Annotated in this window: 22 protein-coding genes and 1 tRNA gene; 16 read left to right on the forward strand and 7 right to left on the reverse strand. The window is 53.2% G+C overall.

Annotated elements, in window-relative coordinates; all coding sequences use genetic code 11:
* Positions 1-114: 114 nt before the first annotated feature.
* From H8B13_RS11035 to H8B13_RS11045, 3 genes are all read left to right on the forward strand, one after another.
* On the forward strand, positions 115-2157 hold the full coding sequence (locus H8B13_RS11035) for an RICIN domain-containing protein (protein WP_187310839.1): 2043 nt from the start codon (positions 115-117) through the stop codon (positions 2155-2157).
* Between the two features lie 151 nt (positions 2158-2308).
* Positions 2309-3226, forward strand: a complete 918-nt coding sequence (locus H8B13_RS11040) for a DUF6929 family protein (RefSeq protein WP_187310840.1) — start codon at positions 2309-2311, stop codon at positions 3224-3226.
* Between the two features lie 211 nt (positions 3227-3437).
* Positions 3438-4286, forward strand: a complete 849-nt coding sequence (locus H8B13_RS11045; RefSeq protein WP_187310841.1) for an oxidoreductase — start codon at positions 3438-3440, stop codon at positions 4284-4286.
* Positions 4287-4371: 85 nt separating this feature from the next.
* On the opposite strand, the gene H8B13_RS11050 is transcribed toward H8B13_RS11045, so the two are convergent.
* From H8B13_RS11050 to H8B13_RS11070, 5 genes are all read right to left on the reverse strand, one after another.
* Positions 4372-5094 (reverse strand): M48 family metallopeptidase, encoded by a 723-nt coding sequence (locus H8B13_RS11050; RefSeq protein WP_187310842.1) that lies wholly within the window; start codon positions 5092-5094, stop codon positions 4372-4374.
* Positions 5095-5193: 99 nt separating this feature from the next.
* A tRNA-Leu gene (locus H8B13_RS11055) sits at positions 5194-5275 on the reverse strand.
* Between the two features lie 19 nt (positions 5276-5294).
* Positions 5295-5816: an iron-sulfur cluster co-chaperone HscB C-terminal domain-containing protein gene (locus H8B13_RS11060; RefSeq protein ID WP_187310843.1), complete on the reverse strand. Its 522-nt coding sequence runs from the start codon at positions 5814-5816 to the stop codon at positions 5295-5297.
* Positions 5817-5915: 99 nt separating this feature from the next.
* A complete protein-coding gene (locus tag H8B13_RS11065) occupies positions 5916-6206 on the reverse strand; it encodes a putative quinol monooxygenase (protein ID WP_187310844.1) in 291 nt (96 codons plus the stop codon).
* Between the two features lie 177 nt (positions 6207-6383).
* Positions 6384-7157 (reverse strand): S-adenosyl-l-methionine hydroxide adenosyltransferase family protein, encoded by a 774-nt coding sequence (locus H8B13_RS11070; RefSeq protein ID WP_187310845.1) that lies wholly within the window; start codon positions 7155-7157, stop codon positions 6384-6386.
* A 141-nt stretch (positions 7158-7298) separates the two neighbouring features.
* Between H8B13_RS11070 and H8B13_RS11075 the strand changes: the two genes are divergently transcribed.
* The 10 genes from H8B13_RS11075 (at position 7299) to H8B13_RS11120 (ending at position 17951) form a co-directional block, all read left to right on the forward strand.
* Positions 7299-8384, forward strand: a complete 1086-nt coding sequence (locus H8B13_RS11075; RefSeq protein WP_187310846.1) for a PhoH family protein — start codon at positions 7299-7301, stop codon at positions 8382-8384.
* Between the two features lie 78 nt (positions 8385-8462).
* The gene (locus H8B13_RS11080) at positions 8463-8990 is read left to right on the forward strand and encodes a GNAT family N-acetyltransferase (protein WP_315985128.1); all 528 of its coding nucleotides are present in this window, start codon (positions 8463-8465) and stop codon (positions 8988-8990) included.
* 188 nt (positions 8991-9178) lie between these two features.
* Positions 9179-11419: a ComEC/Rec2 family competence protein gene (locus H8B13_RS11085; RefSeq protein ID WP_187310847.1), complete on the forward strand. Its 2241-nt coding sequence runs from the start codon at positions 9179-9181 to the stop codon at positions 11417-11419.
* Between the two features lie 149 nt (positions 11420-11568).
* Complete coding sequence (locus H8B13_RS11090; RefSeq protein ID WP_187310848.1) at positions 11569-12402, forward strand: enoyl-CoA hydratase/isomerase family protein; 834 nt, start codon at positions 11569-11571, stop codon at positions 12400-12402.
* Positions 12403-12485: 83 nt separating this feature from the next.
* Positions 12486-12953, forward strand: a complete 468-nt coding sequence (locus H8B13_RS11095; protein WP_187310849.1) for a sterol desaturase family protein — start codon at positions 12486-12488, stop codon at positions 12951-12953.
* A gap of 22 nt (positions 12954-12975) precedes the next feature.
* Positions 12976-13863 carry a MerR family transcriptional regulator gene (locus tag H8B13_RS11100; protein WP_187310850.1) on the forward strand — a complete coding sequence of 296 codons (888 nt, stop codon included), beginning with the start codon at positions 12976-12978 and terminating at the stop codon, positions 13861-13863.
* Between the two features lie 358 nt (positions 13864-14221).
* A complete protein-coding gene (locus H8B13_RS11105) occupies positions 14222-14737 on the forward strand; it encodes a sigma-70 family RNA polymerase sigma factor (RefSeq protein ID WP_187310851.1) in 516 nt (171 codons plus the stop codon).
* A 256-nt stretch (positions 14738-14993) separates the two neighbouring features.
* Complete coding sequence (locus tag H8B13_RS11110; protein ID WP_187310852.1) at positions 14994-16472, forward strand: phytoene desaturase family protein; 1479 nt, start codon at positions 14994-14996, stop codon at positions 16470-16472.
* Positions 16473-16548: 76 nt separating this feature from the next.
* Positions 16549-17391 carry a phytoene/squalene synthase family protein gene (locus tag H8B13_RS11115; RefSeq protein WP_187310853.1) on the forward strand — a complete coding sequence of 281 codons (843 nt, stop codon included), beginning with the start codon at positions 16549-16551 and terminating at the stop codon, positions 17389-17391.
* Positions 17392-17480: 89 nt separating this feature from the next.
* A complete protein-coding gene (locus H8B13_RS11120) occupies positions 17481-17951 on the forward strand; it encodes a hypothetical protein (RefSeq protein ID WP_187310854.1) in 471 nt (156 codons plus the stop codon).
* Between the two features lie 16 nt (positions 17952-17967).
* Here H8B13_RS11120 and H8B13_RS11125 read toward each other — a convergent pair whose 3' ends face one another.
* Positions 17968-18435 (reverse strand): DUF2141 domain-containing protein, encoded by a 468-nt coding sequence (locus tag H8B13_RS11125; protein ID WP_187310855.1) that lies wholly within the window; start codon positions 18433-18435, stop codon positions 17968-17970.
* A 273-nt stretch (positions 18436-18708) separates the two neighbouring features.
* Between H8B13_RS11125 and H8B13_RS11130 the strand changes: the two genes are divergently transcribed.
* The 3 genes from H8B13_RS11130 to H8B13_RS11140 all read left to right on the forward strand — a co-directional run bounded on the left by H8B13_RS11130 (position 18709) and on the right by H8B13_RS11140 (position 22813).
* Complete coding sequence (locus H8B13_RS11130; RefSeq protein ID WP_187310856.1) at positions 18709-19557, forward strand: 4-hydroxy-3-methylbut-2-enyl diphosphate reductase; 849 nt, start codon at positions 18709-18711, stop codon at positions 19555-19557.
* A 98-nt stretch (positions 19558-19655) separates the two neighbouring features.
* Positions 19656-20402, forward strand: a complete 747-nt coding sequence (locus H8B13_RS11135) for a fatty acid desaturase (RefSeq protein ID WP_187310857.1) — start codon at positions 19656-19658, stop codon at positions 20400-20402.
* A 542-nt stretch (positions 20403-20944) separates the two neighbouring features.
* Entirely contained in the window at positions 20945-22813 is a 1869-nt protein-coding gene (locus H8B13_RS11140) for a tetratricopeptide repeat protein (RefSeq protein WP_187310858.1), read from the forward strand.
* Here the strand turns inward: H8B13_RS11140 and H8B13_RS11145 are convergent.
* Positions 22794-23531: a LytR/AlgR family response regulator transcription factor gene (locus tag H8B13_RS11145; RefSeq protein ID WP_187310859.1), complete on the reverse strand. Its 738-nt coding sequence runs from the start codon at positions 23529-23531 to the stop codon at positions 22794-22796. The genes H8B13_RS11140 and H8B13_RS11145 overlap by 20 nt on opposite strands.
* Between the last annotated feature and the right edge of the window lie 168 nt (positions 23532-23699).

A 23699-nucleotide genomic window follows, 5' to 3' on the forward strand; every position in this document is an offset into this window, starting at 1 on the left:
TAGCTACTTATTATTAACCGCCGCTTTTGCCCTAGGCAAGAGCGGCGGTTCTCGTTTGGGGCTAACCAGTTCAGATTTACGCTAACTTGCGGCCCAGTCCATTCATTTGCGTGCATGCTTCCTTCGCCGCTTCGCTTTCTGCTCTTCTTATTAGCCTTCGTTACGGCTGGCCCACTTTTCGCCCAAAACGCGCCTTTTATTCCCGATGAGAAGGCCTACTACGGCATTGCCGCCCGCAGTAGCGGCCGGTCGCTGGACGTAGCCAATTCCTCGCTTGAGTCGGGAGCGGCTATGGTGCAATGGGAATTTACCCACGCCCCTAGCCAGCAGTGGCGCTTTGTGCGCGTGATGCCTGGCAGCGACTATTTCCGGATTGAAGGACGCCAAAGCGGCAAGTGCCTGACAGTAGATAAACCCGATGAAAATGCCCCCCTGGTGCAGCGGCCCTATACGGGCAGTCTGTATCAGCAGTGGCGCCTGGTGCCGGGTGGCCCGGCGGGCAGCTTACAGCTTATCAGCAAGGGCAACGACCGCTGTATTTCCGTAGCCTCCGCCGATAAGGCCAACGGAACGCCCGTTGTTTCACAGAAGCCTGCTAATCGGGCTACGCAGCAATGGCGCTTATTCAAGCTGCGCCTGAACGTGGATGCCAGCCTGCCCGGCTTTGGGCCGCCTAAGGCCTTGAATACACTGAATACATCTGGCAATGAGTTGCAACCCGTGCTGGCGCCCGACAACTCGACCTTGTTTTTTGTGCGCACCAAGTTTGCCGGCAATATGGAAGGCAACGCCGAATCGGGTGATATCTGGATGAGCCGCTCCGTGGATCAGGGCCGTACCTGGAACCCAGCCATACGCTTCGATGGCCTCAATACGCCCCAGCACAACGGCGTGATGGCTGTGGTAAAGGATGGTTACTACTTATTGGTGCGCGGCTACTATGAGCGCGACGGTACCTTCCACGATGATGGTATTTCGCGGGCTGCTCGTAATGTGGGGGGCAAAAATGGCAACCGTACTGAGCAGCTGGACATAATTAACTATTACTCCACCGGTACAGCCACTACTTTTTTTCAAACGAACGACGAGAAGGTTCTGCTGCTTTCCTTGGAGCGGGCCGAAGGCTATGGCGGCAATGATATATATATCAGCCAGCCGGCGGGCAAAGGCTCGTGGTCGGAGCCGCGTAACCTGGGCGAGGTAGTGAACTCACCGGGCTTTGAATTTGCCCCTTGGCTTTCGCCCGACGGCAAAACGCTGTATTTCTCCTCCTACGGCCACGGCGGCTACGGCAGCGCCGACATCTTCGCCAGCACCCGCCTCGACGACTCCTGGACCAAGTGGAGCGAGCCGCGCAACCTCGGACCAACTCTTAATGGTCCGGGCTTCGATGCCTACTTCAGCCTCACGCCCGATGGTAAGCAGGCTTACTACGCCGCGTCCCGCACGGCTAACGGCCCCGCTGACCTGTTTCGGGTGGACGTAGGCGTGGTGCCTCCCGACTCGGTGGTGGAAACAGTGCCGGCTCCCACCTTCGCCGTGGCCCCACCGCGGGCGCTGCTAACGGGCCGCGTTATTAATGCCAAAACCCAACAGGCGGTGGCCGCCGAAGTGAAAATTGCGAGTCTGGGGGGCAATTTCTCGTACAACGCTACCTCCCGCGTAGAGGCCGGCACGGGGACCTACCAGTTTACGTTGCCGCCCGGCCGCTACCGGCTATCAGCGGTAAGCGGAGGATTTCTGACGGCCACCGATACACTTACCGTTACGGTGCCGCTCACCCGCAACCTCCTTCTGGTGCCCGCTGGAGTCGGCTCACGACTGGAGTTGCCAACGCTGATTTTTGCCCAAGGCAAATACAATCTGCTCGGGGCATCTTACGCGGAACTGAATCGCTTGGCTGGCACTCTCACCGATAATCCCACGGTAAATATTCGTCTGGAAGGCCACACCGATAACCAAGGTAATGCGGCTCTTAACCAGAAGCTGTCGGAGGATAGGGTGACGGAGGTGAAGCGCTACCTCGTAAGTCGCGGCGTAGCCGAAGACAGGATCAGCACCGTAGGCTACGGCGGCACGAAACCTCGCGCCAGCAATGAGCGCGAAGAAACCCGTCGCCTGAATCGGCGCGTGGAGTTTACCATCACTAAAGAGTAAACCCTATTCCAACTAGATTTCTACCTCATTCTATTGGCACGTATCCGTCGGTAGAATAGGGGATGCGTTCTGTTGCGTACCAAAAATGCCCCCCAGAGGCGTATGTACGTATGCTAGCGTGAGAATAACGTTAGCCAGTGTAGCTTATCACATGAAAGCAACCATTCTGCGCCAGTTTGATTTGCCCGACCTGCCCTCGGCGTCAGGGGTAGAAGTAGTTGGCGACACAGCCTATATCATCGGCGACGACTCGCCTTTTCTCTATTGTTTCGATGCGCGGGCCCTCAAGCCCAACGGCCGCATCACCCTCTTCGAAACGGTGCATTTTAGCTCCGGTCGCTTGCCCAAAAACCTCAAGCCAGACCTAGAGTGCCTAACGGCCGTACCCGCAGCCAGCGGCGCCAAGGCCCTGCTCGTGTGCGGATCGGGAGCTACCGCGGAGCGGGAAAAGGGATTCTGGGTGACGCTACCAAAGCAAGCGGGTGCCGGAGCGGCGGTGTATCCGCTATCGTTGAGTACATTATATACTGCACTTCGTAAGGCCTTGCCTAAGAGCGTAGTGCTAAATCTGGAGGCTGCGGCCGCCACCACTACGGAGCTGCTGCTTTTTCAACGCACCGTGGGCTCGGGCGCGGGCAATCTGTTGTTTCGGCTGCCTCTGAAAGAGGCATTAGACTTCATTCAGCATCGCTCTGCCCAACTGCCGGGTATTCAAACGCAGTTTTATCAATTGCCTACCATCGCGAAGATACCGGCTGGTTTCTCTGGGGCTACCACGTACAAGGGCAAGCTGTTTGTAACGGCCTCCGTAGAAGATACCAGCGACCCCGTAGCCGATGGTGAAGTGCTAGGCAGCTTCGTAGGCGTACTGGACCTAGCGCAGCGTTCGGACCGACCTCTACAGACGCGTTTTACCCAACTAGTATTGCCCAGCGGACAACCCTACCGCGGCAAGGTAGAAAGCATTACCGTACGCCGAGAAATAGCCCCCCAGCGCTATGAGTTGCTACTCGTCACCGACGACGATGCCGGCGGCTCCACGGCGGTGCTGGTAGAACTGGCGGTATAATGGGACAGCTTGTTGAGACGCGTATTCGCGTCTCAATCGTCGCAGTTGTTGGGTATGATGGCGCGGACGATTATTGTTCAACGATTAGACGCGAATACGCGTCTCTACAACTCAAACACAATTCTCAAAACTTCAAGCCGCCTCTATTGGTTAAAGAAACCGGTCCTACTTTTTACGGTCGTTACTTATCCATTCCTAGTCTATCTGAACAATGCCAAATAACACCAAAAACTGGTTTATCACGGGCGTAAGTACTGGCTTCGGCGCTTCCCTGGCCGAATTGCTTTTACAAAAAGGCGACAAAGTAGCCGCCACCTTCCGCCAACAGCAACAAGCCGACGAATTCACCCAAAAAGCCGGCAACAATGGCCATGGCTTCGTCTGCGACGTGACGAATGAAGCCGAGGTAAAACAGGCTGTCGCTGACGCTATTCAGGCTCTTGGCCACCTCGATGTAATTGTTAATAATGCTGGCTATGGCTCACTGGGCAGCATCGAGGAAATTACCGCTGAGGAAGTCCACCGCCAATTCGACGTGAATGTATTCGGCCCGCTGCATGTCCTGCGAGCCGTGTTGCCTCATCTGCGCGAACGCAAAAGCGGCCACGTAATCAATATTACCAGCATTGGGGGGCTAAAAACCTTCCCTGGGGTAGGGGTTTATAATGCCTCGAAGTTTGCGCTTGAAGCTATTGGCGAAAGCCTGACTCAGCAGGTAGGGCCGTTGGGAATAAAAGTGACCAACATTGAGCCCAGCGGCTTCCGCACCGACTGGGCCGGCCGGTCCGCCAGCTTCGTCGATACTCAGATTGAGGACTACCGGGCCACGGTTGGTGAAAATCTCAAAGGCATCCAAAGCTATAGCGGCCGCCAACCCGGCGACCCCGACCGCGCTGCTCAAATAATGTATGACCTTGTGCGCCAAGAGAACCCGCCGCTGCACCTGCCCCTAGGCAAAGCCGCCGTGAAAGGTGCCCGCGATAAGTTTACGAGCTTAGTAAAAGAACTGGAAGGAGTTGCTGAAATCGGCAACTCGGCTGACTTTCCAGAAGGCGCTTAGTACGTTAGCCGAATACCAGAAAATGGCCCAGAAGTGTTTCGCTTCTGGGCCATTTTGGTGTTTAAGCTATAGAGGCATTGCTATGCTAATCCGCATCTGAACCCACAGCAGGGCCCGGTGTTACTTGGCTCAACTCTGCCTTATAGGTCCGCCAATCGGGCATAAACTGGTCCATGAATCCCCAGAAGCGGGCGTTGTGGTAGCGCTCATGCAGGTGCACCAACTCGTGCACTACCACATATTCCAAGCAGAGTGGGGGGCGTTTTATCAGCTCCAGATTGAGCCAGATGCGCTTTGCCTGAACATTACAGGTGCCCCAGCGCGTTTTCATTTGCTTTACGCCCCAAGTTGTGGCTTGCTTTCCTACAACTGGCTCCCACTTAGCAAGCAACGCTGGCAACTGCTCTTTCAAGCGCGCCCGATACCAAGCTGTTAGCACGCTTTCGCGCTGCTCCTTAGAAGCGTCTTGTGGTATGTATAACTCCAGAAATTGCTCATCCCGAATGGCCACGCGTGGCCGCCCCTTCGCTTCAAGTACTTGCAGTTGATATACCTTACCTTGAAAAAAATGCGCCTCGCCCGATACGTAGGCAAACGCCACGGGCCGCTCACGCGCCGCAAATTTTGCCTGATGCTTCAGAATCCAGACTCGCCGGGCTACTACAAATTCTTCGATGTTGCTGGCAGCCATGCGCATTGGAGCTGCCACGCGCACTTTGCCATCGGGGGCATATACCGTCAAGCGTAGTGTGCGGATGTTTTTTCGCACTACTTCTATTTGTAGGCCGTCGATGTGTATATGTGCCATTCGGAGTGAATGCTTTAAATCACTGAATGCAAAAAGCCTGAAAAATCGCATCCGTTTCCAGATTCTCGATTTCTCAGGCTTTTCGTTTCTGCTACTCTGTACCCAGAGCCGGAGTCGAACCGGCACACCTTGCGGTATTGGTGTTTGAGACCAACGCGTCTACCGGTTCCGCCATCTGGGCTTCACTACGTTCCCACGACTCAGGAACGGGTGGCAAACTTAGCCAGACTTTCCCGAATACGCAACAAGTATCGGCGTTTCAAATAATAGGTGCGCACTTGTTGTAGGGCTTGGGGGCGTACATCGGGGGGCAAACCGGGGTAGCCAATGAGTACTGGTTCGATGCCCGCGTCGAGGGTTGCAGCTATGGCATTCACCTCATTCTCAACACTTGCCACCACATTAGGATCGGGCTCCATCAGCTGTTCGTTCAGCTCCATTACCTCCATTAAAAAATCGGAAGGAATTTCCTGTTTGCCTTCTTCCAGCAGATTATGGCGGCCAAGAATGTAGGCCATGCGCTGATCGGGGTCGGAGAGAGTGCGGTAGGCGTTGGTGTTTTGAGTGGCCAGATGCAGAATTTCCTGCTGGCGCTCCGCTGGTGCAGTAGCGTGAAAATCGGGGTGAAACTCGCGGCTGAAGGCGTAATACTTCTGTTTTAAAGTAGCTTCATCCAGCTGAAAGGATTCGGGTAAGTCGTAGAATTCAAAGTAATCAGTCATGAATTACGGAGTTGGGAAATGGCCTGAACCCACTAGTTTAGGGTGCCTAGCTCATTCAGTAGAAACAAAAAGAAGCCATAATTGGCCCACCCAAGCTGGCTAAGGGGCAACGGGGTTTACGGAGAATGCTTGTGCTGGGGCTGCAAACAAGGCCTTAGTAGCTGGCCAAACTTCACCGAATAGCGCTGACTTACGATAAGCGTTAAGCGCTTCTTCTGATTCCCAATGGCTATAGGTGCAATAGATATGAGGCGTACTAGCATCCTGCCACAACTCTAAATGCTGGCAACCCGGCATCTGGCGAATTCGGGTTTCGGTGGCCTGAAAAAGATGTAAAAAGGCAGGGATGTTTTCTGCCGCAAACGTCATGCGCACGATTCGGATAAGCATAAATGAGGATGACTTTTTAAAAACAAGAAATGACCCCCAAAGGAAGGCATTTTGTAGTATGACACGTTGGCCGATTCAATTTAACATAACATATAAACAAAATATTGTGTGCCTTAGGAGGCTCAAATTGCCCTTTTGCTAGGTGATACTATTAGCTTTTAGTGGCTTAAATATTACTCAATTTGAGTCGAGCGCAAAGCGTATATCCACCTGCGAATCGAAATAGAGTCCCAGTAATTCGGCTGCATTACCCTGGTTAATGCCAATGCAAAGTACTTCTTGGCTGTTATAAATGCATACTGCTTCGCCAGGCGCGGTAGCTTGAAAATGGGGGGCAATTTCGCGCACGGTTTCGCGGGCGAAATGCACGGCGCAGGCTCGGCCGTGGCCTACTGCTTCAATAGCGGTGCGGGTGATATTGGTAATCAGATTGCCGTAATGATCCACATGCACCACGTGGCCCGTGATGCGGTGATCTTGGATGCGCAGCTGACGGTTGAGCAGCTGATAGAACTCTGTAGTCAGAGGACCAAGATCCTCGAGCGAACCACCCTGCGCCAAATGAACAGCGGCAGGGGCTAGAATATCGCGGGTAGGAGAGGGGGTATCCTGGGCGGGCAGGCGCACTACATCGGCTGGGCGGCCATCGGTAAGCAGTGTGAGCAGGCCGTTGTCGGCGGCCAGAAAGTAATGACCTTCAAACTGTACGGCATGCCACCGCCCCTGCGCTCCACCGTAATCATTAACTCCTAGGAGATGCACCGTGCCCAGCGGAAAATCACGAAACACCGCATTTAGAACGTGTAAGGCGTGCGCGATGTTAAAGGGTTCGATAGCATGAGTAATGTCCAGAACAGCCTGTGTGGGGGCCAATTGCAGTAGGCGTGCCTTCACCGCAGCCACGTAATGGTCGCGGTAGCCAAAATCTGACAGAAACGTAATCAACCCCATTGCCGGAAATCCTGAGTTCTTCGTACTATTGTTTGACCCCGGTATAAGCTGGGGTGGGGGCGGCAAAAGTAGGCATTTGCTCCTACCAACGCCCTATTGCTTGTTTTTTTATCAACTTCTTCGCCTTAAAGCACTCATAATTTGGTCGAGAAAATCATCACCCTCGAAAATGTCTCCCTCGTCGAGTTCCTCGGACCCGACAACCAGAACATACGCCAGCTGGCGGCTGCCTTCCCCGGCAGCAAAATCATCAGCCGCGGTAACGAAATAAAAATCCAGGGCCAGACGCCTGTCATTGCCCGCATCAACGAAATTTTATCATCGCTCATTGAGCACTACCACCAGTACGGCGCCATTACCGACCGCAACGTGACCGAGTACATTGCTGCGGCCGATGATGAGCAACAGGAGCGCATTATTGCCACGGCCTCAATAGCCGACGTTATTGTGTTCGGGGCCAAAGGCGGCGTTATCAAGGCCAAAACGCCTAATCAGCAGAAGCTGGTGGATACGGTCATGAAGCACGATTTGACCTTCGCGCTAGGGCCGGCTGGTACCGGTAAAACCTATGTGTCGGTGGCGCTGGCCGTGCGGGCGCTCAAGAACAAAGAGGTCAAGAAAATCATCATCTCGCGGCCCGTAGTAGAGGCCGGCGAAAGTCTGGGTTTCCTGCCCGGCGATATGAAGGAAAAGGTTGACCCATATCTGCGCCCGATTTATGACGCCTTGGAGGACATGATTCCGGCCGAAAAGCTGAAGTTTTATCAGGAGAATAAGATCATTGAAATTGCTCCCTTGGCCTACATGCGCGGCCGGACGCTGAACAATGCGTTCGTGCTGCTGGATGAAGCCCAGAATACCACGCCATCTCAACTCAAGATGTTCTTGACCCGTATGGGCCCGACCGCGAAGGTGATGGTAAACGGCGACCGTAGCCAGATCGACTTGCCCACCAAGCAGAAATCAGGCTTGCTGCAAGCGCTTGATATTCTGCGCGATGTGCGTGGTATTGGCTTCGTGGAGATGACAGCGGAGGACGTAGTGCGTCACCGCCTAGTGAAGGAGATTGTGTATGCCTACGACCGCTACGACATACAGACGCAGCGCGACCAGGCTACCCGCCCCGCGCGCGACTTATATCGCCCGCACCCCGATTCTCGTCCTGAGTCGGATTTTCCGCCTGTCAACAATACGCCTCTGCCCGTCAACCACGAGCAGCAGATGTAGAGCATAGTTTTTGAGCTCTATCAGCGTGAATGCTTTTAAAAAAAGCTGCTTCCCTATGGAGGCAGCTTTTTTTGTTCCGTGTACCTTCGCTTACGAAGCAGTGGTGCCCAAACTGCCATTTACTCGCACCAGCGAAAACAGCTTAAAACCGCCACCCACGTGATTACCGCCGAAAGAATTACTGACCTGCGCGACCTTGATGACGCTTTTACTATCCGCGAAACCGTGTTCGTTCACGAGCAAGGCGTGCCCCTGAACGACGAATACGACGAGCACGACCGCACCGACGCTACCCATTACTTAGCCCGTGCTGCCGATGGCACACCCTGCGGCGCTGCCCGCTGGCGCCCTACTGAGAAAGGCGTGAAACTGGAGCGGTTCGCCGTGCTCGCCGACTACCGTAACCAGCAAGTAGGCGCCGCACTGTTGCACCGCGTGCTGGAAGATGCTCACGCTGCTTATCCTGAGGCCACTCTGTATTTGCACGCTCAATTACGAGCCATTCCTTTTTATGAGCGCCACGGGTTTGAGAAAGTGGGCGAGCAGTTTACGGAATGTGATATTGAGCACTATAAGATGATTTGGCGCGGTACACCAAAGGCGTAAACCGCCGCACCGTTGCTTGCATACATTTATGAAAAGTCCTTCCCACGTAAAGTCGGAAGGACTTTTGCTTTCTGAAAAAGCCCCCCGAATGCTATAGATAATTTCAGTGGGAGATTTAAATTTTTATCAGTTATCAGTGGCCGCGGCTATCAAAATTTCTTCGTGGATTACTGCTCAATTATCTGGTCATGAAGCGACAGCTTAAGTGGGCTCCTTTGGCTTTTGTGCGGCTGGTTGTTGCGTTAGCGGCGGGCATTCTGACTTATTTGTATGTCGGACAAACGCTGCCTGAACTGCTGCCCTGGCTTCTGGGGGGCTTTTTTCTAATCGTTATTGGGCAATGGTTGGCTGCACGACGTGGTTTAGCCGGAGCAAACGATGCGGTGGGTATGCTGTCGTTGGCTGTCGTGTTTCTGGCGGGGCTTACCAGCGCCCAACTCGCTACTGAATCGCGGAGGGCCGGTCATTTAAGTCAACTGCATGGACCCGTAGAGTTTTATCGGGCAGTAGTTGATGAGAACCCAGTGGTGCGGCCGGCTACGTACGCTACTACATTGCGCGTGTCGGCAGTACGGGTAAAGGGGAAGTGGCAAGCGGCGGTGGGCGGCATTCGTGTTTCGGTGCCGCGCGAGGTGGGCATAGCCGCGCCCCGCTACGGGGAAGTGTGGCTGGTGCGCGGGCAGCCGGCGCCGGCCAAAGCGCCCCTCAATCCCGGTGAGTTCGATTATCGGCGCTATCTGGCTTACCATCAGATCTATCATCAGCAGTTTATTCATCCCGACCAATACCGTTGTATCGAATTTTTGCCTCCCAGCTATGTGCGCGCCGTTAGTTTGCGGGTGGCGCAGGTGCTCGATGGCGTTTTTAGGCGATATATCACGGCCAGACGCGAATATGCGCTTGCCTCGGCGCTGATCTTGGGCTTAAAAGATGATATTGATCAGGAAACCAAGCGGGCCTACGCCAACACCGGCACCACGCACATTATGGCCGTGTCGGGTTTGCAGGTAGGGCTTTTATTTGGGTTGATTACCTGGGCGTTACGCCGTTTGTTTGGCGCTACGCCAGGTTTTCGGTATTGGTCGGCGGGCGTAGGTTTGGCGGTTATCTGGAGCTACGCATTTGTTACGGGCTGCTCGGCATCGGTGCTGCGGGCGGCCGTGATGTTTAGCTTCATCATTGTGGCGCGGGTGTCGGAGCGACAAAGCACGATGTATAACACGTTGGCGGTAGCCGCTTTTGTGCTGCTCTGCTACGATCCTTATTTGCTGGCTGATGTTGGCTTTCAGCTCTCCTTTCTGGCCGTGCTCAGCATCGTGTATCTACAGCCGCGTATCGCTGGCTGGATAGACTTTCGGGAGTGGGCCGCCCGCCGGCAGCGCCCCTGGCAGCCCTACTTGGTTCGGCAGATGTGGCACACCAGCGGCTGGGCAGCCGAATGGATATGGCAGGCAACCGCCCTGACCTTAGCGGCGCAGGTAGCTACGTTTCCGTTGGGGTTATATTATTTCCATCAGTTTCCGCTCAGCTTTTTGCTGTCTAATCTGGTAGCTGTGCCACTGTCGTCGGGGGCGCTGTATGTGGGTCTGGGGCTGCTGACAATCACTGGCATTACACACGGCATTGGCGCACTGGTTCCGGCATTCGCTTCGGGGCTGGAAGTTGTACCGCGGGTAATCGCAGTTCTGCTGGAAAATATTATCTGGGCTTTCAACGAATACATCTTCTGGATTGGGCGACAACTACCAAACGCCCTCATCAGTGGCATTCAGCTTACGGCGCCCCAAACCTGGCTAGTATTCGGCGTTATTTCTTTAGTGCTCGTGTTTTTGGCCGCCAAACGCCTTGCCTGGCTAGGTTTGGCCTGCGCGCTGCTGGGTGTCTTTGCTGGCAGCCGCGTATGGGCCGCCCACCGCATAAGCACCGACGAGGAGCTAATAATTTACAGCATTCCGCGCCGCTCAGTGTGTGGCTTCTGGCAAGGAGCCTCCGCCGACATTGTGACTGTCGATTCGCTGCCGCTTTCTGAAACCGAGCGCACTTACCGCATTGTGCCAGGTGCTATTCAGCGGGCTGCTCGCCGCGTAAGCTATCATCAAGGCTGGCAGGCGGCACCCATGCCGGCTACTTTGCAGGCTGATGATGGACTGGTACTGGTAGTGTGGCGGGGCCTGCGGCTTGCTTTCGTGACGGGATATCTGAGCCCCGCCCGCCAACCCTGGACCGTAGACGTGGTCATACTGCGCCGCAATGCCCGCGTCCGGCCGGCTGAGCTGGCGGCGGTGTTCGGCAAAAAGCCCCCCATCGTCTTCGATTCTTCGTGCCGGAGCTGGTATGTCGCCCGCCAGGATTCGGTACTGCGTGCGGCCGGATTCCGTACTCACGATGTGACCGCGCAGGGGGCTTTTCGGCAGCAGTCGAGGCAGTAAATTCCGGAAAGCCAGCGGCGGCTTCGCTCGGTTCCGTTTCTTTTACCGCACCATTTTTGTTAGGTTTGACTACCGCGCCGGCTCTTTGGCGTCTGGGGGGCTTTTCTCAACTCCCCGGCGCCGTCCGTACACTGCTAAGCCCAACGACCATGGAAAACACACCAACCGAGGACCTGCAAGCCCTGCGCTACATTCGTTATGAGTGCCAGGAAGCTATAGGATACATCACGCTCAACCGCCCTGAAAAGCGCAATGCCCTCAACTCTGATATGGTATCGGAGCTGAAGCTGGCTTTTGAATACGCCGAAGACGACGAGAGCTGCAAAGTAGTGGTGCTGCGCGCCAACGGCGACGCATTCTGCGCCGGCGCCGACCTAGCTTATATTCAGGATCTACAAGGGTTCAGCTACACCGATAATCTGTCGGACTCTACGCATCTAATGCAGCTTTTCCATCAGATTTATACGCTCAAAAAGGTTGTCGTTGCTCAGGTTCAGGGCCATGCCTTGGCCGGAGGCTGCGGTCTGGCCAGCATTTGCGACTTTGCATTTGCGGTGCCCGAAGCCAAGTTTGGCTATACCGAGGTCAAGATTGGCTTCCTGCCCGCTATTGTGAGTGTGTTTCTGCTGCGTAAAATCGGGGAGGCACGTACCAAGCATTTACTGCTCACCGGCGACGTTGTTTCGGCCCAGGCGGCGGTTGAGTTTGGTCTGATCAATTTCCTGGCTCCCAAAGAAGAGCTGGCCGAAAAGGTGCGCACGTTTGCCCGCCGACTTTGTGTCGAGAACTCAGCGCAAAGCATGGAAATGACAAAAGAGATGCTGGCTCGCATTCCGGAAATGCCCTTGGAGGATAGCTTGCGCTACGCTGCCCAAATGAACGCTGAAGCACGCGGCTCCAACGACTGCCGCCGGGGTATTGCGGCTTTTTTGAATAAAGAGAAAATTACCTGGGAGGATGCCGATACTGATGTGAATCGTTGAAAGCATGCGAAGGTCCTCAAGCTCATCAGTTGAGGTTCAAAAGCACGTTTTAAACATCCATCCGGGTCCTCGGTTAACTCCACATGACACCACTGGCAGCCGCTGCCGTAACGACGGCCACCTTTCTGGGAATGGAATTTGTCGCTTGGTTTATGCACAAGTACGTGCTACATGGCGCATTGTGGTTTTTACACCGTTCGCACCATGTGCGCCATCCGCACCGCTTTGAGCGCAATGATCTGTTCTTTCTGTTTTATGGCTCCTTGTCCATGGGCTTTATCATGTACAGCTCCGAAACCAAAGACTGGCCTTTTTGGGTAGGTATTGGTATAGCAGCTTACGGTACCGTTTACTTCTTTGTGCACGATGTCCTGATTCATGGTCGTCTGCGATTCTGGCGCAAATCGCGCAGTGAATACCTCCGTGCTCTCAATATGGCCCATAAGATGCATCACAAAACCAGCGCCCGCGACGGTTCCGAGGAGTTTGGAATGCTATGGGTATCACCAAAGTATTTTGCATTGGCCCGCCGGAAAAAAATTAATAATTGACCGCTAATTATTAATTACTGCTGTGGGACAATTCTCAATAAGTGACCTGGAAAATCTTTCAGGTATTAAGGCGCCCACTATTCGCATGTGGGAGCAGCGCTATAATGTGCTGCGTCCTGAACGAACTGCTACCAACATTCGGACCTACTGCGACGCCGATTTGCGTCGCCTGCTCAACGTGGCTACCTTATGTAGCCGTGGCCAGCGCATTTCGCAAGTTGCCCGCCTTAGCGAAGAACAGTTGACCCAGGCCGTGCTGGCCGGCTCCGATGATCCGCATGATTATGCCCGCCAAGTAAATGCGCTCTTAGCCGCTATGCTCGAAATGAACGAGCACCAGCTAACCAAAGTGCTTACCAGCACCATTCGGCAGCTGGGCTTCGAGACGGCCATCATGTACGTGGTGTATCCTTTTTTGCAGCGGATTGGTCTTTTGTGGCAGGCAGGTAGCGTCAATCCGGCGCAGGAGCACTTAGTAACCAACCTCTTGCGGCAGAAAATGCTGGTTGCTACGGATGGCTTGCCGCTGGTAGCACCGGCCACCACGAAGCGCTGGGTGCTGTTTTTGCCCGAAGGCGAGTTGCATGAGTTGGCGCTACTGTTTATGAACCATGCCCTGCGCTTCCGGGGCCACCACGTGTTGTATCTGGGGCAGAACATGCCGCTTAACGACTTGGAGTTGGTTTATAATACGTATAAGCCTCATGCTGTATGCTGTGTAATGACAGCGCTGCCTGAGCGCGACCATGTGCAGGCGTACGTAGATGAGCTCGCTAGGCTTTGCCCCGAGAGCGAATTGTTCCTATATGGGAGTCAAGCGCAGCATCAGGAAATAAACTTGCCCCCCAGAGCAACTCGGATTCGTCTAATGACCGACTTTCTAGCTTTGGCTGATGAGCGACGTCACTAAGCGCCGACGTAGAACTTAGGCTGTACAGTACAGCTTGAAGGCGTGCAGTTTAGAAAATTTATTGCCTCAAATACACAAAAAATGCCCCGCTTTTACGGGGCATTTTTTGTGTATTCTGGTTTGAAATCTCCAACGTGAGAAAACGGGAGTTGATCCGGCAAAGTGTACAGTTCATCAGCCAAATACAGGCGAAGAGCGATTTTAGCTTTTGTAATTACCCCTGATTATCAGCGCATTCGTACATTAGGTTAATCAAAACAAGTACAGGAGACGCAGAAAAATAATTGCTTCCAAGCTATCCTACTTTCAAAACTTCTCGTATATTTGTTTAACTTTTTGCCACGAAAAGCTAAACAACATGACCTCTCTGGAATTCACAAATCAAGTACAGAAGATTTCCTATTCGCTGAAGCCCGTGGCGATGAACCTGACCCGCGACGCTGACGATGCAAAGGACTTGGTACAAGAAACTTTACTCAAGGCGTTGTTGAACAAGGACAAGTTCAAGGCTGGTACCAATTTGAAGGCATGGTTGTACACTATCATGCGCAACACCTTCATCAACAACTATAACAAGATCACCAAGCGCAATAGCAATATTGACAGCACGGAGTATTTCCAATACTTTAACACCGACGAGAACTACATCACGCACAACGGCGCTTCGAGCGACTTCGTAGTAACCGACATCAACGAGGCTATTGCAACGCTCTCGCCCGATTATCGGACGCCGTTTATGATGTACTACATCGGCTACAAGTACTTAGAGATTGCTGAGAAGCTTCAAATTCCGATTGGTACCGTTAAAAACCGTATCCACATTGCCCGCAAAGAGCTAAAGCAGGCATTGAAAGTATACGCCCCCGGTGTGTAGAGTATAGGGAGAGATAATACCGCCGCCTGGGCGTACAGCGGGCCGCAGAGTACAAAACCGAAAGGTGGCGTGTCTGCGGCCCGCTTTTTTTATCGCATATTTCGCAGAATGTCGCCGCTTTCTGGATTTAAGGGGCAATCTGATAAACCTCTGCTCAACTCAACGGTATGATAAGGCAGTCAGGAAATCTGACTTGCTTGGATGGCGAAGATTTATGGTTTGAGAATTCTCATTTGATCTGCATAATTGATAATTTGTGAGTAAACACGTTTTAGTTATTGGGGCAGGCTTCGCGGGGCTGTCGGCGGCTACTTCCCTGGCTCAGCGCGGCTACCAGGTCACGGTGCTCGAAAAAAACGAAGGCCCCGGTGGCCGGGCACGTGTATTTCGGGCCGAGGGTTTCACCTTCGATATGGGGCCGAGCTGGTATTGGATGCCCGACGTGTTTGAGCAGTACTTCGCCCGGTTCGGGCACCGGGTCGCTGATTTCTACGACTTGGTGCGCCTAGATCCTTCGTACGCCGTCATTTTCGGTGAGAACGATTTTCTGGATATTCCGGCGGCCATGCCCGCTATTCGGACCATGTTTGAGCAGCTGGAGCCCGGCAGCGCCGTGCAGCTCGACGAGTTTTTGCGGCAGGCGGCTTACAAGTATGAAGTTGGTATAAATAAATTTGTGCATATGCCCGGCCGCTCGCTGCTGGAGTTTGCCGATCCGCGCTTACTCGTTGATGCGGTGCGCCTGGATGTGCTGCAAAGTATGAGCCGGCACGTGCGTCGCTTTTTTAAGCATGAGAAGCTTATTAAGCTTATGGAATTCCCGGTCCTTTTTCTGGGTGCTACGCCCGAAAACACGCCGGCACTGTACTCGCTGATGAACTACGCTGACCTAGCGTTGGGCACTTGGTACCCGCGGGGCGGTATGCACAAAATAGTAGAAGGCATGGTGCAGGTAGCCCAGCAGCAAGGAGTGAAGCTGGAGTACAACCAGGAAGTGCAGGAGATACGCGTGGAAAATGGCCGCGCGACGGGCTTACAAACCGCTGCCGGTTTCCGCTCCGCCGACATTGTAGTGGCCGGCGCCGATTACCATCACGCTGAGCAACAACTATTAGCCCCCCAGCACCGGCACTACGACCAGAAATATTGGGATTCGCGTACAATGGCGCCTTCGTCGTTGCTGTTTTATCTGGGAGTAAATAAGCGCCTGAAAAACCTGCGCCATCACAACCTCTTCTTTGATGAGGATTTCGGACGCCATGCACAGGAAATATATGAACAGCCGCAGTGGCCGAGCAAGCCACTTTTTTACGCCTCACTGCCTTCTCAAACCGATCCCACGGTAGCGCCCGAAGGCTGCGAAAACCTGTTTCTATTGGTACCCGTAGCCCCAGACTTGGCTGATCCGGAGGAAACCCGCGAGCGGTATTATCACCTGATTATGGACCGCTTGGAGCGCCTTACCGGCCAAAGCATCCGCGACGCGGTGATTTACAAACGCAGTTACGCCCACCGCGACTTCGTGGCCGACTACCATAGCTACAAAGGCAATGCGTATGGTTTGGCCAATACACTCAAGCAGACAGCCATTCTCAAGCCTACGCTGAAAAGTAAAAAGGTAAGTAATCTGTATTTTACGGGACAGCTTACGGTGCCCGGTCCCGGCGTGCCGCCCTCCTTGATATCGGGGCAGGTAGTAGCGGGAGAAATATTTAAGGAATTCTCAATCGACTAGCCGCCCGAACAAATTGCCCCCCAGCCAACTTATAGGAGGTAATTATTCCATTTCACCTCTTCGCCTTTCAATAGCCTTGGACCACGTAGCTCTTTTTGATCAAACCAGCTTGGCGTGTAGTAAGCTGATTACGAAGCGCTACAGTACGTCGTTTACGTTGGGCATCCGTACGCTCGACCCGCGGTTTCACTTGCCGGTGTATGCCGTGTATGGCTTTGTGCGCTGGGCCGACGAAATCGTGGATACTTTCCACGACCACGACAAAGCTGCTCTGTTTGCTGACTTCCGGCGTCAGACCTACGAGGCCCTCGATACGCGCTTCAGTCTGAGCCCGGTGCTGCACGCCTTTCAGCTGATGGTGCACCGCTACGGTATTGACCGGGAGTTTATTGAGGCCTTTCTGCGGAGCATGGAAATGGACTTGGAGGATCGCAACTACAACCAGTCGCTCTACAGCGATTATATCTATGGTTCGGCGGAAGTAGTTGGGCTGATGTGTCTGCGCATATTTTGTGAGGGCGATACTGCTTTGTTTGACCGCCTGCGCGAACCCGCTCGCCGCCTGGGAGCTGCTTTTCAGAAAATCAATTTTCTGCGCGACATCCGGTCTGACTATGAGGAACGAGGCCGCGTGTACTTCCCCGGCGTGAGCTATGAGCATTTCAACGATACCGTGAAGCGCGCCATTGAGGCCGACATTCGCACTGATTTCGAAGCTGGCTACGCGGGTATCGTGCAGCTGCCGCGGGCGGCGCGCCTGGGCGTATACCTCGCGTACGTGTACTACCTGAAGCTTTTTCACAAAATCCGCCAGCTTCCAGCCACCCAAATTCTCGGCGGCCGCGTGCGCGTGCCCGACAACACGAAACTATTGCTGCTGGTCGGTTCGTACTTCCGCTACCGGCTTCGCGCCATATAGCCTTAAAAAAAGCCCCCCAGCCAGGTGTTGGGGGGCTTTTTCAGACACTTCTAAATCAGAACCCAAACCCAGCACCCCACCTACACTCTATGGATTCTTCTTACGACCTCGCTACCCTACGCAGCCATTATGAGCAAGCCGCCGCCGATAAATCGGCTGGCGAGAAGTTTTATAAGCTCATGAGCAATTACCAAGGCAACGAAGCCTTGCCGCTGGCTTATAAAGCTGCCTCCGAGGCCATTAGAGCCCGCGACGCGTCGATGTTTAACAAGCTGACTTATGCCCAGGCTGCTGCCCGCATCTTCGAGCAAGCCGCCGCTGCCAACTCAAACAATGCTGAAGTACGGTTTCTGCGTTTCAGTGTGGAAAGCAATATTCCCGCTTTTCTGGGTTTGAGCCCACACGTAGAAGAAGATAGGCAGTATCTGCTGGATGCGCTAAGGCAGCATCCGCAGTCGGGCCTAGATGCCGAGGCGTTCAATACGGTGCGTAATTTCCTGATAGGCAGGGGCCACGTGAGTGCGGAGCAGGCCCAGGAGCTAGAGCAATTAACGGCTTAATAACCAGGTATCAAGCTTAATACTTCATCGTTAGCTGCACCTTCACGCGGCTGCCGTGTACCACCACTTTTGCCTCGGCAAAAGATGGTGGACCCATAGCGGCAGGAGGATTATTGGAGAAGGCAAATCCTTCGGTAGGAATACCGATAAAGTTGGTGTCGAGGCGGCCGTTGTTGTTCTCGTCGTGGTAGGCGGCTATGGCGTAGTCGCCTTTGGGCAGCTTATCAAAGACGAAAACACATTCCTTCGCTGATAACTGTACTTTTTGGGTCGCTATCGACTTCTTGCCCGGAAATCCTTCTTTGCGATTGTAAAGTGACACATAGCAGGTGCCGCGAGCATTGCGCAGGTTGGTAACGCTGCCGCTAATGGCATGGCTGGCTGGTACATCGGGGTCGGAAGTGCCGGTACAGCAGAGCGCGGAGGCCGCCGAAACGAAAGCTATAACTTGTAGCAGCGTGATGGAAAGGAAGGAGCGAACCAAGAGGCAGTAGGAGGTAAGGAAGGTCAGTTGGATGGCAAGGGCTCACCTAAATCGGCTCCCAAAGCTACATCACCCACGGCCTTTTAACGTGCACAACCGCTTAATCTTGTTATTTTCCTTTTGAAGAAAAGCTAGGATTTTCGAAATTGTAGAACACAGATAATCAGCTTCTACGGGCCGTAAGCTGAACTACAAGCCTAACTTATTGCGTACCTTATCAGCATGACACGTTTTGGCCAATAACCTTCAGGCTATTTTCTTGGTTACCGATTTATGCCGCACCATCTGAGCGTCCGTATCGACCCTAACTCTGGCTTTTGCTTCGGCGTTATCTATGCCATTCAAATGGCCGAGGATATTCTGGAAGAGCAGGGCTACCTGTACTGCCTCGGCGACATTGTGCACAATGACGAGGAAGTAGAGCGCCTGGAAGAGCGCGGCCTGCGCATCATCGACTACGATACCTTAGCGCAACTGCGCGACGAGAAAGTGCTGATTCGGGCCCATGGCGAGCCGCCCAGCACCTACCAAACTGGTTTACAGAATAATTTGACTTTGATTGATGCCTCGTGCCCGGTGGTGCTCAAGCTGCAAAACCGCATCAAAACCAGCTACGACAAGCAGGAGAAAATATTCATTTACGGCAAGCACGGTCATGCTGAGGTGCGCGGCTTACTGGGGCAGACCAGTGGTAACGCAGTAGTTTTTGAGAACCTGGACGAGCTTCTAGGGCACGAATTGCCCCCCAACATCACGCTTTACAGCCAAACTACGAAAAGCACCAACAGCTTTTACCGCATCAAGAGCGAGCTGGAGGAGCGAGGCTACGCCATTAACGCCAATGACACCATTTGCCGGCAGGTAAGCAATCGGGATAAGGACCTGCGCAAATTTGCCGCTCAGTTCGACCAGATTGTGTTTGTGTCGGGCACCAAGAGCAGCAACGGCAAAGTGCTGTATCAGGTCTGCAAGGATACCAACCCCCAAACCCACTTTATTTCGAAGGTGGAAGAAATCTGCGCCAGTTGGTTTGAGCCAGGCCAATCGGTCGGCATTTGCGGAGCTACCAGCACGCCCATGTGGCTAATGGAAGATGTGCGCGACGCTCTGTTGGCGCTTTAAATCTATTGTGAAAGGAATTATAAACTAGTATTTGGTCTTTAACAAGCTCTGTGATTGCAGGAGCAAACATCAGGTCTACATAAATTTAGCATTGCTTAATGCATACCACCGCTACTGCTCAACCTTCCGTTACTCGTCTCAAGCCTGCTCCGGTCGGTAATAAGGGCGTACTCGTAGCGGGGGTAATTATGCTGAGCTGGGGGGCTTTATTGACGTTTCTGCTGGCTTTGTATGAGCCAGACTGGCGTACGCCGTGGCCCTATATGCTGCTGCTGCTCCAAACGCACTTGTACACGGGCCTATTTATCACCGCTCACGACGCTATGCACGGCGTGGTAAGCGCTGACAAGCGTTTGAATAACGGCTTAGGCACCGTAGCTGCGTTGCTATTTGCCTTCAACTGGTTTCCCGGAATGCTGCCTAAGCACCACCAGCATCATCGCCACGTGGGCACCCCCAATGACCCTGATTTTCATGATGGTCACCACCCTGGCTTTTTGCCTTGGCTGGCGCGCTTTGCCTGGAACTACGTCACGTGGTGGCAGGTGGCACTCATGGCGGCAACATATAATGCGCTGAAACTATTCTTCCCGCAGGCGAACGTCATTGCTTTCTGGATGATACCGGCTATCCTGGCTACGGTACAGTTATTCTTTTTCGGTACGTATCTGCCCCACCGCGGCGAGCACGCCGAGCATAATGCGCACAAGTCGCGCAGCCAGTTTCGTCATCATGTGTGGGCCTTTGTGAGTTGCTACTTCTTCGGCTACCACTACGAGCATCACGACCAACCTTATCTGCCTTGGTGGCGGCTATGGCAGGCGAAAGAAGCCGCCACGCAGTAGGTCTTAGCAAGAAATTATATGCAGAATTCATGCTTTGGCTATGATATGAAAGACGTAATCAATATTTATTTTAATAAGAATAATCACATTTTATTTTAGAATATTTTTATTGTTAATCTACTGTTTTTGTGGCTTGATTTAGTTGCAGAGCCTTTTTCCTGCAAACGGAATTTCATTAATATTTTTTTCTAACTTAAAAAATACCAACTTAGCGCTATATAGTGTTCTGAGTTGGTATTTTGATAGTTACGAACGTTTTCAGCGCTCTGATAACGACCAGCGTCCGCCAAGGACGGCTGGTGTGGGCGTGCCTGAAAATGGTGGATTTACTATCGGTAAAGAGTAAACCGAATAACTTATCGAGTCAATCTCTTAAATCTTGGGCTGCTTTATTTATTGGGGTAGTAACATGCGTTAGCGCAGCTTCAGCTGCGCCCGCCGCCAGTCCACGGTCGCTCACCTTTGCGCACCAGCACCAGCAAGCCAGCCACCCAGTTGCTATAGCTGATCCACAGAATTCATTAAAGCAAGCCAGACTTGCTTTGAAAGCTGCCACTAACGCCAAAAATGCCCCCCAGGCTGCTGCCGCGCAACTTCAGATGGGTCGCGCCTATGAAGCACTACGACGCTACGATGAAGCAGTGCCACACTTTGCCGCCGCACTGCGCTACCACGTAAGAACGCGCGATGCCTATAAAGTTGCTAGTGTCCGTTACGCTTTAGGTAGTGCCCAGTTTAGCCAAGGCGACACCGGTAAAGCACGCGAAACATATCTGCTGGCTTTAAAGTCATTCACTGTGCTCCAGAACTTGGCGGGTATGGCCCAGGGATATGAGTTGCTGGGCCATTTGTATACCAGCGAGGCTAAATGGCCCCAAGCCCTGAAAAGCCATGATCAGGCGCTGGTAACTTGGCAAAAGGCCGGCAATGAGTACCAGACGGTAGTAGCCATGAACAACATGGCGCATGTGCACCGCCAACAGCGCCATTACAGCCGCGCTCTGTATCATCTGCAACGTGCTTACCGTAAGGCATTAGAGTATCAGGATAGTGCTTGCACCGGCCAGACGCTTACCAGCATTGGGCAGGTATATCAGGCCATGAACAACCAGGAGGTGGCAATGGGCTTTTATACGCAGGCGCTCACCAATTTGCCCCCCACCACAGCCCCAGGCTATGTAGCTGACTTACTGCACTCCTTGGCCATTGCCCACGATTCTATTGGTAATCATGAGCAAGCCAGCGCTTATCTGCAGCAAGCTTTGCCCTTAGCCCGGAAGGCGCGCGCACTTGGCCGGGTCAGTAGCATTTATCAATCGTTATCCAATCTCTATCAGCGCGACAATCGCTATTCGTTGAGTCTGGAGGCGTTGCACCACTATGCGGACTTGCAGGACAGCGTGTTTGCGGAGCAGCGTTCGGCGCAGGTAGCTGAACTGCAGACTCGCTACGAAACCGAAAAAAAAGAGCGCGAGATTCAACTCTTGACTAAAGATCGGCAGATTCAGGCCAGCCAGCTGCGCCGTCAGCAACTGTTGCGTGATGTGCTCTTGACAGGAACAGTGGTACTAATAGGGCTGGCTATAGTATTGTATCGCAGTCGGCGGCGCCATCGCCGCCTCAATGGTTTGCTTCAGCAGCAGAACGTAGATATTCAGGCCCAGCGGGATGAACTTGGACGTTTGAATCGTACTAAAAATACGCTCTTCTCCGTGATTTCGCATGATTTGCGCAGTCCGCTGGGGTCTTTGTATTCCATGCTTTCCCTGCTGAATATGGGCGCGCTACCACCCGAACGGCTCGCCGTTCACTCCGAACGACTCAGTCGTATGCTGGATACTACTTTAAGCTTGCTTGACAACCTATTGAATTGGTCAGCGGCACAGATGGGAGGAGAAGCAACACGACCTGAGCCAGTATACCTCGATGAGGCCGTGGAGGAAACTCTGTCTTTGCTGCTCAGTGATGCCGAACGAAAAGGAATCTACTTGCTAAACCACGTCGAGGAGCCCTGTGTCGTGCACGCCGATTTGAACATGATTCGGCTGGTGCTGCGCAATCTGGTAGCGAATGCCATTAAGTTTACGCCCGCCGCTGGTACCGTAACCGTAGCGGCGCAGCCCTTGGGTACTATGTGGGAAATTACGGTCACCGACTCAGGAATGGGGATTTCTACTGCCGACCGGGAGAAGATCTTTGGGCAGGGCGGACCTCATACCACGCTCGGTACAGCCCGTGAGAAAGGTACTGGTCTGGGCCTGTTGCTCTGCAAAGACTTTGTGGAGCGCAACGGTGGCAAACTTAGCTTCGAGAGCGAGGTAGGGCAGGGCAGTACGTTCCGGTTTACCTTACCCGCCGCCGCAACTCAGATTCTCGGAATCAGTCGGAATACTAGTGTTGCCGCCGGATAAGCGAGCGGCCAATAACACCTTCCGTCAGGCGCTCCCGGTACGTTTGCCCTACAGGTAGGCAATGGCTGCCAACCCGCACTTCGTGAGTGCTTACCGACTCGATATGGTTGGCATTGACTAGATAAGAGCGATGGGTGCGCACGAACATGCCAGTGGGTAATTGTTCTTCCAAATTCTTGAGGTTAACCAGTGTCAAATGAGTACGTCCGTCAGCAGTATTAATCTTAGTGAAGTCCTTGAGGGCCTCCATGTACAGCACGTCGCGGTAGTGTAGGCGGACAAACTGGGAATCTGTGCGGATGAAGAAGGAGCCTGGGCGCAGAATCTGGTCGTATATCTCCGCTTCGCTCGACGAAGAGTTGCGAATTAAGCTTACTGCTTTGCTTACAGAGCGCAAAAAACGATCGAGGGAAATAGGCTTTAATAAGAAGTCAATGACGTCAAGGTTGAAAGCTTCCATCGCGTACTGCGGAAAGGAAGTCATCAGGACTACCAGCGGCGGCTGACGCAGGGCACGTACCAGATCGAGGCCACTGAGGTGGGGCATCGTAACATCGGAGAACAGCACCTGCACTTCGTGGCTGGTAAGGTAGCTGTGGGCTTCCAACGGATCGGTAAATACGGCCTTGACTTCTAGTATATCCGTCATGGCTATATACGCCTGCAACAACTCCAGCACCAGCGGGTCATCGTCGAGAAGCAGACAACTGATCTTCATAAATGGAAATTTGATAATTAGTAGGGTGTGAATATAATAAGATTTAGATAATTGGGAATAGCATTGGTATACATCATTGAGGGTTCAACCAGAAAAAGTGCTTGCTTATCTACTCTGACCCCTTCTTGATCTATTAAAGCTTGAATAAAAAAACGATAAGCATTATTT

Origin of the sequence: Hymenobacter sp. BT188 (assembly GCF_014333585.1) — a bacterium.
GTDB lineage: Bacteria > Bacteroidota > Bacteroidia > Cytophagales > Hymenobacteraceae > Hymenobacter.